This is a genomic window from Micromonospora sp. NPDC047730 (genome assembly GCF_043204765.1).
Classification (GTDB): domain Bacteria; phylum Actinomycetota; class Actinomycetes; order Mycobacteriales; family Micromonosporaceae; genus Micromonospora.
The window spans coordinates 158,005-167,274 of the sequence record NZ_JBIDCU010000016.1; the positions used below are offsets into that span (position 1 = coordinate 158,005).

At 67.3% G+C, this 9,270-nt stretch carries 11 protein-coding genes and 2 pseudogenes; 8 read left to right on the forward strand and 5 right to left on the reverse strand.

The genetic code is table 11. From position 1 onward, the window contains the following. Window positions 1-23 precede the first annotated feature (23 nt). Window positions 24-284 (reverse strand): alpha/beta fold hydrolase, encoded by a 261-nt coding sequence (locus ACGF5G_RS28450; RefSeq protein ID WP_393268243.1) that lies wholly within the window; start codon window positions 282-284, stop codon window positions 24-26. Window positions 285-309: 25 nt separating this feature from the next. Here ACGF5G_RS28450 and ACGF5G_RS28455 point away from each other — a divergent pair. Next, window positions 310-468 (forward strand): annotated as a pseudogene (locus ACGF5G_RS28455) (IS5/IS1182 family transposase); the annotation flags it as partial. 290 nt (window positions 469-758) lie between these two features. Here the strand turns inward: ACGF5G_RS28455 and ACGF5G_RS28460 are convergent. Beyond that, entirely contained in the window at window positions 759-926 is a 168-nt protein-coding gene (locus ACGF5G_RS28460) for a hypothetical protein (protein ID WP_393268245.1), read from the reverse strand. Between the two features lie 318 nt (window positions 927-1,244). On the opposite strand from ACGF5G_RS28460, the gene ACGF5G_RS28465 reads away from it, so the two are divergent. Continuing rightward, window positions 1,245-1,619 (forward strand): hypothetical protein, encoded by a 375-nt coding sequence (locus ACGF5G_RS28465; RefSeq protein ID WP_393268248.1) that lies wholly within the window; start codon window positions 1,245-1,247, stop codon window positions 1,617-1,619. A gap of 430 nt (window positions 1,620-2,049) precedes the next feature. Here the strand turns inward: ACGF5G_RS28465 and ACGF5G_RS28470 are convergent, their stop codons facing one another. Continuing rightward, on the reverse strand, window positions 2,050-2,823 hold the full coding sequence (locus ACGF5G_RS28470; RefSeq protein ID WP_393268249.1) for a transposase: 774 nt from the start codon (window positions 2,821-2,823) through the stop codon (window positions 2,050-2,052). Window positions 2,824-3,201: 378 nt separating this feature from the next. Between ACGF5G_RS28470 and ACGF5G_RS28475 the strand changes: the two genes are divergently transcribed. From ACGF5G_RS28475 to ACGF5G_RS28490, 4 genes are all read left to right on the forward strand, one after another. Further along, the gene (locus tag ACGF5G_RS28475; protein ID WP_393268251.1) at window positions 3,202-4,236 is read left to right on the forward strand and encodes an IS110 family transposase; all 1,035 of its coding nucleotides are present in this window, start codon (window positions 3,202-3,204) and stop codon (window positions 4,234-4,236) included. Between the two features lie 315 nt (window positions 4,237-4,551). Continuing rightward, a complete protein-coding gene (locus tag ACGF5G_RS28480) occupies window positions 4,552-5,118 on the forward strand; it encodes an RNA polymerase sigma factor (protein ID WP_393268254.1) in 567 nt (188 codons plus the stop codon). Then, window positions 5,115-5,879, forward strand: coding sequence for a hypothetical protein (locus ACGF5G_RS28485; protein ID WP_393268257.1), 765 nt, complete (start codon window positions 5,115-5,117; stop codon window positions 5,877-5,879). The genes ACGF5G_RS28480 and ACGF5G_RS28485 overlap by 4 nt, the downstream gene beginning before the upstream one ends. 333 nt (window positions 5,880-6,212) lie before the next feature. After that, complete coding sequence (locus ACGF5G_RS28490; RefSeq protein WP_393268260.1) at window positions 6,213-6,692, forward strand: GNAT family N-acetyltransferase; 480 nt, start codon at window positions 6,213-6,215, stop codon at window positions 6,690-6,692. A 108-nt stretch (window positions 6,693-6,800) separates the two neighbouring features. Here ACGF5G_RS28490 and ACGF5G_RS28495 read toward each other — a convergent pair whose 3' ends face one another. Both ACGF5G_RS28495 and ACGF5G_RS28500 read right to left on the reverse strand, forming a co-directional pair. Further along, the gene (locus ACGF5G_RS28495) at window positions 6,801-7,478 is read right to left on the reverse strand and encodes a hypothetical protein (protein WP_393268263.1); all 678 of its coding nucleotides are present in this window, start codon (window positions 7,476-7,478) and stop codon (window positions 6,801-6,803) included. Between the two features lie 239 nt (window positions 7,479-7,717). After that, window positions 7,718-8,137: a hypothetical protein gene (locus ACGF5G_RS28500; protein WP_393268266.1), complete on the reverse strand. Its 420-nt coding sequence runs from the start codon at window positions 8,135-8,137 to the stop codon at window positions 7,718-7,720. Window positions 8,138-8,233: 96 nt separating this feature from the next. Here ACGF5G_RS28500 and ACGF5G_RS28505 point away from each other — a divergent pair, with 96 nt between their 5' ends. Then, entirely contained in the window at window positions 8,234-8,794 is a 561-nt protein-coding gene (locus ACGF5G_RS28505; protein ID WP_393268268.1) for a hypothetical protein, read from the forward strand. A gap of 43 nt (window positions 8,795-8,837) precedes the next feature. After that, window positions 8,838-9,270, forward strand: a pseudogene (locus ACGF5G_RS28510) (IS5 family transposase); the annotation flags it as partial.

Consider the following 9,270-nt stretch of genomic DNA (forward strand, 5'->3'; position numbering starts at 1 on the left):
ACAACCCCACGAATGGCCTACGACTATCCAGTTCCGACGCCGACCGCCTCACGGATGCCCTCAAGATCAGCAATTGCTTCTTCCATGGTGTGCGGGCCGCCGCCCGAGCGGCCAACGCCGCGCGGTTCGGGGTACCAGGCGCGGTGGCCCAGCGGCGAGATTTCATCACGTTCCAGATACTGCACACAACCTGGGCCGCCGGTCAGGACGACGACGTCAGGCCCGTGGCCCGTCACGCCAACATGCAACGCGGTAGCTCCAATTTGAATCATCCGCGACTCCATGTCCGCGAAGCTACCAACAACAGCCGTACGCTCATGCCTCGGCTGGATCATGCTGCACCGGCGCCTGGCCCGTGACTACGAAGCCCTACCCGACAACTCCGCCATCATGATCCGCATCGCGATGATCGACAACCTCACCAAACGCGTCGCCGACGAAACCACCCCAACCTGGCGAGGTATCTGAAGGTGGCATCACCCGCAAAATACGTGAATCGGACGCCCTCTTAGCTCAGCCCGGCCCGCTCCGGCGTGACGGTGGCGTTGTGGGTGGGCACCGACGTCATCCACCTGCTCATCGCCGGTGCCCAGATCAGGTCCGTGTATTCATACCTGTCCGTCGTTGACCTTGCCGGCCTGCTCTGGCAGGGCGGGCGGCCAGTGGTGAACAACCTCTGCCGCAGGCCCTACCCGGCGAGGCGGTCGAGGTCGACCGGACCGTCCGCCGCGGTGGTCACGTGTCCCTGGGCCAGCACATCATTCTGGCCGTGCACCGTCGTAGCCGGCGTCAGCCAGCGCCGGGACATTGAGGTGCGCGACGGACCAGTTCAGGGCGACGGTCGCGCCGGGGTCCGGGCGCAGCTCAGCGTGCAGATGGCTGGGTATCGCGTCGGAAGTCCAGATCGGCAGTCCGTCCGGAATCATGACCGCCTGGATGTTGGCGCCGAAATCGCGGTGCTTCCGGAGTGCCAGGCGTCGATCGTGCTGCCTTTGACGCTGGTGGTCGTCTCGGCCAGCCGGTCGCTGTCGAACACCCGTCGAGGATGACGAACGTCCAGTCGTCGTCGGCGGCCCGGCGCAGGGCGTCGTGCAGGTCAGGTCGTTGCGCGGCCAGGACCGCGGTGCCTTCGGCGATGTAGCGGTACGCGGTCGCCTGCCGATGTGGGCCGAGGAGTCGTGCTTCCGGGGCGGGGCCGGGGAGGAGACGGTTGACCACTTCCAGGGGTGGGGGATCATGGGAGGGTGACGTTCGCGGTGCATTACCTCGTGCCGGCGGCCGGTCTGCTGCCCGTGCCGGACGGCGACGATGTGCTGGTGTTCGACGCGACGCTCGCCGTCGGTGCGGGGGAGCGCACCGTCGTGTTCTCGGTGTTCGCCGAGGGCGCCGGCCTGCGGATCGCCACCGACCTCGATTACACCGCGCTGCTGCGCCGTGAGCCGGCCGAGGTCGGTGCCGTCGCGGCGGTCGACGCGTGGGTGCTGGAGCGGGCGCCGCGCGCGATTCGGCTGCACGAGCTGTTGCTCGACGTGCTGCCGCCGCGGGCGGACGCCGAGCGTTGGTTGGCCGCCCGGGACCCGGCCGGCGATTACTGGCGGGTGCTGGGGCGGCCGCGGTGAGGCTCGGTTCGGCACCCGCAGGTCGGCCCCGGCCTCGGTCGACACCGTGTGGACGTGCACGAGCGAACAGGTCGCACTGATCTGGCTCCCCTCTGTGTCAAGACACCGCCGGGAGGAGAGTTCTATCCTGGGTCTCGGCGGGTCCGGGAAGTGACTTCTCCGAAGAGCCGGCTGGGGGATGAGAGTCGGTCACGTTGGAGCCAGTAGTCGTTCCCCGTTGTCCTCCCGGGCCCGCTGCCGTGGCCACCGCGTCGCTGATCATGCACCGGTAGACGATGTCGGACAGGCGTCGTTTCAGGGCTCGCATCGCTTCCATCGATGTTTTGCCGGAGGCCTTCTTGCGGTCGAAGTAGGCGCGTCCTTCGGTGGGATTGCGCAGCTGGACGGTGGCCATGATGTGCAGTACCCGGTTGATCTGCCGGTTCCCGGCTCAGGAGAGCCGGTGTCGTACCTGCTCGCCGGAGGACGCGTCGATGGGGGCGGTGCCGTTCCAGGAGGCGAAGTGGGCCCGGCTCGGGAACCGGGTGATGTCACCGACCTCGACCAGCAGCCGGGCGGCGCCGGACGGTCCGATGCCGTGCAGGTCCATCAACGTGGTGCCGGTGGAGGCGACCAGGTCCTTGAGTTCCTTGTCTGCCTCCTTGGAGCGCCGGTAGACCCGCTCAAGGTCGCTGATCAGCTCCGCGGCGACCCGCCGTCGGGCCTTGCCGACGACGTCACGGGGTCTGACCGTGGCCAGCAGTGCCTTGGCCTGGGCAGCGGACAGACTCTTCTTCGCCCCACCGGGGATCAGCTCGAGGAGCAGTTGGTGCAGCTGGGACACCATCCGGGTGTGGTCCTCGCCGAGGGAGCGGCGCCGGTCGACCAGGATCCGCAGCAGGGCCAGCTGCTCGTCGTTGACCACCGGGCGCAGCCCGGCCATGCGGGTGCCGACCAGCGCGATGGAGTGGGCGTCGGTGGCGTCGGTCTTGCGGCCCTGCCCGGTGGCGAACACCCGTGCTCTGGCGGACAGCTTCGGCGGGACGTCGACGACCTGCTCGCCATCGGCCAGTAGCCGGTTGGCGATGTGCCGGCCGATGCCCTGGCAGCCCTCGATCGCCCAGACCCGGTGCGGCCATTGGCTGGCGTACTTCCTCATCGCCGTGTAGCCGTCGCGGTCGGTGTCGAACCGGCCGCCGCCGACGACGGTCTCGTCGCCGGCCATGACCTCGATCGTGGCAGAGCGCTTGTGCGGGTCCATCCCGATGACCACACGATCTGACGTGACACTCAACGCGTCCTCCGATGCTCGATCCACCTGGGTTGTCGAGCCGGGAGGGCAACGCTACTTCGAGCCGAGCAAACCCCTGACTTGTCTACTGGAGTCAGATGCGCGGGTCTGCAGCCCGTAGCGTCAGGGCGCTGGTCGGCACTGGCTCGCAAACCCCTTGCCGCCCTCGGGCTGGCTCTTCAAGAGCGTGCCGCCGCTGGCCGGCGCCCGGCCGTGGCGTGGCTCAACAGAGGCGTGCTCAACGATTTCCCCAAGTCAGGCTGCCCGCCACGGTGATCCTCGTTCGCTATGGCGAAAGGAACCCGGCTCTCCGTGACCACGATCGGCATCGACCCGCACAAGTCCTCCTTGACCGCTGTCGCCCTCGACGAGACCGGTCACCTGCTGGCGACAAGGCGGATCACCGTCAACGCCGCCGCATACAAGACGTTGACCGACTGGGCCGCCCGCTGGCCGCAACGCCGCTTCGCTGTCGAAGGCGCCGCTGGGCTGGGGCGGGGTATCGCGCAACTGCTGGCCGCCGCCGGCGAGCACGTCGTCGACGTCCCAGCCACCCTGGCCGCTCGAGCTCGACTGCTGGACACCGGCGGCACCCGCAAAACCGACGCCGCGGACGCTGCCAGCGTCGCTCACGCCGCCATGCGGCACCAGCGGCTGCGCCACGTCGTCGCCGAGGACCATCACACCCGGCTGCGGTTGCTCTCCGAACGCCGTGACGACCTGGCTCGCGAACGCGTCCGGCTGCTCAACCGGCTTCACGTGCTGCTGCGTGATCTGATCCCCGGTGGCGCGGCGCTGGACCTCACCGCGGACAAGGCCGCCGCGCTGCTACGCACGACCCGGCCGCTCACCGCCACTGACAGCTGCCGCCGCGACCTGGCTCGTGAACTGATCGCGGACCTACGCCACCTGGACCGGCGCCTGCACACCAACCAGGCCCAGATCCGGCAGATCCTGAGCGAGACGCACTCCACCATCACCGAAATCCGCGGCGTCGGGCACATCATCGCCGGGAAGATCCTCGGCCACGTCGGTGACGTCACCCGCTTCCCGACGGCCGATCACTTCGCCAGCTACGCCGGCACCTCGCCCCTCGAGGCCTCCAGCGGCGAACGCCGCCGCCACCGACTCAACCCCACCGGCAACCGGCAACTCAACACCGCCCTGCACACCATCGCGCTCGTCCAAGCCCGCGACGCAGGCCCTGGCCGCGTCTACTACCAGCGCAAACTCAGCGAAGGAAAGACACCCAGCGAAGCCCGCCGCGCGCTCAAACGACGCCTCACCAACGTCCTCTACCGGCACCTCATCAAAGATCAACTCAAACTCGCCACAGGCACGGGTTGACACACAGAGGCGCTCTTGAGCCTCTCCCCGCCCTAGGCGACGCCCGGGCCGCGCAGGCCAGATGAGAGCCACACGACGAGCGTGGGCAGCCGAAATGAGAGCGACAGCCCGGGCGCCTCGACCGAAGCCTGGCCGGGCCACGGTCGCAGGTCAATGAAACAAGTAGCCGAGAAGAGTGCGTTGATAGCTTATCGATTGATGCAGCGCCAGAGCCGCCGGGAACGCTACATGATCACTGTCCTGAGGGACCTGTACCGGCTCAACCTCTTGGAGTTGTCGCCGTAAGTTTCGGAGTGTGGCCGGACACTACGTGGTGTGAGAGAAGACCACACGTCTGAGCGGTATGAACAGCGGTTCGTGGCGCTGTGGACCGAACACGGACCACGGGTGATGGCGTACGCGTTGCGACATGTTGACTCCGATTCAGCGCAGGATGTGGTGTCGGAGACGTTCCTGGTGGCATGGCGGAAGCTCGCCAGCGTCCCGGACGAACCCTTGCCGTGGTTGCTCGTGGTCGCCCGCAACACCATCTCCAACCTGCGTCGGTCAGGGCGTCGGCAGGCGCGGGTGGCCGTCGAACTAGAAAGGTTGCGGCAGGTCGCGGAGCCGGCGGCCGCCGCCGACGTTCTCGCCACGGAGCGCGCGACCGTACTGACCCAGTTGGCGGCGCTGACCCCCAAGGAGCGGGAGGCGCTACTGCTGATCACCTGGGACGGCTTGACCCCGGAGCAGGCGGCGCGAGTGGCGGGCTGCTCACTCCCGGCGTTCCACGTGCGTCTGTTCAGGGCGCGGCGGCGACTGCGCGTTGATGGCGAGCCGGATGCGCCGCCCCACGCCGACGCCGCCCAACGTCCACTGCCACTCGCAGGAGGCACCAAATGACCACGGACCGTGACACGATGAACATCGTTCAGAGACTCAAGCCGGTTACCACGGTCGATGACCATTGGCCCGCATCGGCGAGGAAAGCGGCGCTGGAACGTCTGTTGATCGCCACCGCCGCCGAACCGCCGGAGGCATCTCAACGGTCGCGTAGGCGACGAGTCGTGCTCACTGCCGCGTTGACCGCCGGGCTTGTCGTGTCGAGTGCGAGCGTCGCCGCCGCCGGAGGACTGCTGCCTGAGTCGTTCACCAAGCCGTTGTCGTTCTGGGCTACCGAAACCGGCGGCGTGGTGGACGTCCAGACAGCACGACGAGTTGCCCAGGCACCGGGCCCCGACGGCACTGTACTGACCATCTGGTCAGCCAAGGGCCAGGGCGGCACCACCTGCATCGCTCCGATGTTCGAGCCACCCGGTGACCTCGACCGGCCAGCCCCGACAAGTTTCACGCTTGCCGGTGGGCAGTGTGCTGACGGCGACCAGGGCAAGGAGTCATTCAGCAGCATGGGCGGGTCGGCGGACGGCCAGGGAATACACACGATGTGGACGGCCGCCGGGAATGCGGTACGGGCGGAACTGCGACTGCCCGACGGCACTGTACGGTCAGCCGTCCGCGCCGAAGAGCTGTTCTTCTTCTGGTATCTCGCCAACGAGAGCGTCGACCCGCCGGTCTTGGTCGGGTACAGCGCTGCCGGAGTGGCGATGGCGGAACGGTCGCTGCCCAACCTGAAGACGCTCGGGCGCCCCAGCGCCGGCGGTTGAGTCTCAACGACGCGCACCAACCCGGGCTTCCCAGTAACGCCACCATCTCCGAATCGGTCACGCAGCATTCATGGCCCTCGTAACAGAGTTATCTCCCGTCAACACGTCACCCAACACGGTGAACGTTTATGGCCTCGTCGACCCGATGCCCTGATCTGCCGCTGTCAAGGCGCGCGGTCGCTGGCGGGCTCGTCACCGTCCGTGTCGGCGAAAGGGTGCTGGTCTCCGATCCGCGGCGCACCAACATGCCGAGATGAGTGCATGCAGCCGATGTGCTGCTCGCGCGAGGACAACGGGGCAGCCGTCCACCGATCGGTGTGGGACCATCACGCTGTGCCTGAGTTGATCGTACGGGACATGACGAGGAACGAGTTCGAAGAGTGGCGTGACCGTGTCATCCGGTCATTCGCGGATGAGCAGGTAACAGCCGGTAACTGGCCCGCGGACGAGGCCATCGAGTTGGCCACCAAGGCAAACGACGCCCTGTTGCCGGATGGCTTTGCGACTGCCGGAATGCTGTTCTTGAGGGCCGCGCTTCCCGACGGCACATGTGTTGGCGTGTCGTGGCTGGGCTTGACGCACCCGCGCGGTACGCCCGACTGCGCGTTCATCTACGACATCGAGATCAATGAGGCGTACCGCGGAGCTGGCCACGGACGCGCGCTCCTAGCTGCGGCCGAGGACGCCGTGCGCTCCCGTGGCCTGGGTCGCCTAGAGCTAAACGTCTTCGGCGACAACGCCCGCGCTATCCGGCTGTATGAGACTTCCGGCTATCGCGTCCAGACACAACAGATGCGCAAATCGCTCAATTGACCAAGAGTCAGATTGTTTCCCGCCGCCGGAGCACTGATCTGCCGCGAGGCGCGCGCCGACAGGGCGCGTTGTGCTCGCCGCTGGCGACTGGCGTACGGGCAGGATTGACTACGAGTCTTGGACGAGGAAACACCCGTGCCGGCCGTCGGTGGAGATGAACGCGAACGCCACCGGTGCGGCGCCGAGGTTGAGGTAGAACGGTTTCCAGTTCGCATCGAGGCGCAGTAGGGGCCGCCACGGCCCGCTCTTGGGCCAGTCGTGCTCGTTGAGCATCAGCGCCGTCCCGCCGATCTTGTCCTGGTCCAGTGCCTGGAAGTAGCCGCCCCGTTCGTCTGGCGGCAGCGCCATGTAGGCGTCGTACGGCAGGTGCTCGGGGTCCTCGCCGCGAATCAGCTCGACGGTGTACTCCGCCGGCGACCCGTCGCCGTGGTAGAGGGTTGGGCCGCTGGTCAGTGGGCTGGTCGCCCCGTCGAAGACGCCGCCGGGCTGGATGATGACGGCGTTCTCGCCGCTGTCGGGGAAGATAACGTCCGGGTCGAAGTGCTCCACGTCGCTGCCGTGGTCGCCATGGGTGACGAACACGTAGGCCAGCCGCCCCGGGCCGGCACCGGCGAGCTCGGGCTCCAATGCGATCTGGCAGACGAACCGCATCGGGGTGTCCCAGCCTTGGCTGACCGGCCACTGCGGTCCGGTAAGCCAGACGGGCTGACCGCCGAACTTGGTGACCGGCTCGGTCACCGGTGCCTTGGCTTGGTGATAGTTCGCGATCCGCCATACGGCAGCCATGGCGGCGACCGTAGCAGATAGCCCCAGCACCCGGCCCGCAGCCAATCGTGACAGCGCTGGTCGGGTGATGGCGGGTCGACAGCGATGATCGCCGGTAGATATAGCATCAACCTCGACCTGCTCCTGAACGTGTCCTCATTTGCCGCCGACAGCGCGTCGGAGACGACCGGATCTGCCGATGTCAGTGCGTCGTGCGATCTCCTGCCGAAGAGGGCCGCAACCAAACTCCTCCAGCGGTCCTACCAGTTCGACTGCGATCGAAGTGCCAGCTTGATGGCGTAGGTGTCATTCACGTCAATGTCGGCGATCGCCTGCATAGCGGCCGCGGGCCCTCCTCGGTCGTGAAGCAGGCGCACCAGAAGGTACAGGGCAGTTTTGTCACCGCGCTGGGCACGCTCACGTAGCACACCGTCGTGGCCTTCCTCGTACAGGAACCGGTCCAGATGGCGCCGCGCGTGCACGTCGATCTCAGCCCGATCGACCAAATCGCGCAGCAGTCCGGCCTTGGCGAGCAAGTCCATGTGCCACAGGTGCGCGTTGTGTCGGTAAGGGTCGCGGCTGTAACACTCGGCGAATTCGCTAACCAGGGCGATCGCCGTAGCCCAGTCACCGCGCGCCTCGGCCGCTTCCGCCGATGCCTGGTCGAACCGCGCTGTCACCACACCAGTATGGCCCTCCGGTCGCGTTGCACTCTTCTGCCGCGATCCGCGCAGGCGACCCCGACGGCCTCGTCGAAATGGCTCTATGCTGCTGCGATGCAACCCCGCTTGATCAACCAGGTGTGGCTGCCCGGCATTCGGCATGTTACGCAGGCAACTGGCCTTGGCTGGGCGGTTACCGAGTCCGCCAGCGTCACCGTGAACCTGTTCGACCACGACCTGCGTCGCGTAGCGCGATTCGCGGTGCCTCTCGACGACCCGCAGGTGAACGTCGTTGCCACTAGCCGGCTCGTCGCAGCGGGCGATAAGCACCAGATTGTTGTTCTTGACCACAACGGCGCAGTTCACTGGCGTAGCAGCTGGGATCGACTCGGCGGCAGTGCCACCATCGGCGCCGACTTCGACCTGGACAGCGACGACATCCTCTGGGTCCGTCTGGCCGGCACCAAGGAACTTGTCGCCATCCACGCCGCGACCGGCAAGGAGATCCACCGCACGCCGCTGCCCGGCCCCGAGGCTGCCTGGTTCGTGCACCGACCCGCGGACACCTGGACCGGCTTGACGCTGCCCCATCCCGAGCCGTCACCCTCCATGCTCATCGGTCTTAGAGGTCCTAACAAAATGATCTCCGGGCCTGTCGTCCTTTGTAGAGACTGATCTACGATGTCGGGCCGTGAGGCGTGGTGAGCAGCCGCCGTGGATCGTGCCGGACGGGCTGTGGCAGCGCATCGAGCCGCTGCTGCCCGAACCTGAGCGCAACCCGCGGCATCCGGGACGCAAGCGGATCCCGGACCGGCAGGTGCTGTGCGGGATCTTGTTCGTGCTGCACACCGGTATCCAATGGGAGTTCCTGCCGCAGCAGCTGGGATTCGGGTCGGGGATGACCTGCTGGCGGCGGCTGGAGGAGTGGAACCGGGCCGGGGTGTGGCAGCGGCTGCACGAGCTGCTGCTGGCCGAGCTTCAGGCAGCCGGGAAGCTGGACTGGTCCCGCGCTGTGATCGACTCCTCCCATGTACGGGCCGCCCGACGTGGCCCAAGAGCGGTCCGAGCCCGGTCGACCGCGCCCGCCCGGGCTCGAAGCACCACGTCCTGACCGAGGGCGCCGGCATCCCCCTGGCCGTGTCGCTGACCGG

Excerpts from the sequence above, each read along its gene's own strand:
- ACGF5G_RS28450 (WP_393268243.1), bottom strand. The coding sequence starts at position 284 with ATGGAGTCGCGGATGATTCAAATTGGAGCTACCGCGTTGCATGTTGGC.
- ACGF5G_RS28460 (WP_393268245.1), bottom strand. The coding sequence starts at position 926 with ATGATTCCGGACGGACTGCCGATCTGGACTTCCGACGCGATACCCAGC.
- ACGF5G_RS28470 (WP_393268249.1), bottom strand. The coding sequence starts at position 2,823 with ATGGCCGGCGACGAGACCGTCGTCGGCGGCGGCCGGTTCGACACCGAC.
- ACGF5G_RS28485 (WP_393268257.1), top strand. The coding sequence starts at position 5,115 with ATGACCACGGACCGTGACACGATGAACATCGTTCAGAGACTCAAGCCG.
- ACGF5G_RS28495 (WP_393268263.1), bottom strand. The coding sequence starts at position 7,478 with ATGGCTGCCGTATGGCGGATCGCGAACTATCACCAAGCCAAGGCACCG.
- ACGF5G_RS28505 (WP_393268268.1), top strand. The coding sequence starts at position 8,234 with ATGCAACCCCGCTTGATCAACCAGGTGTGGCTGCCCGGCATTCGGCAT.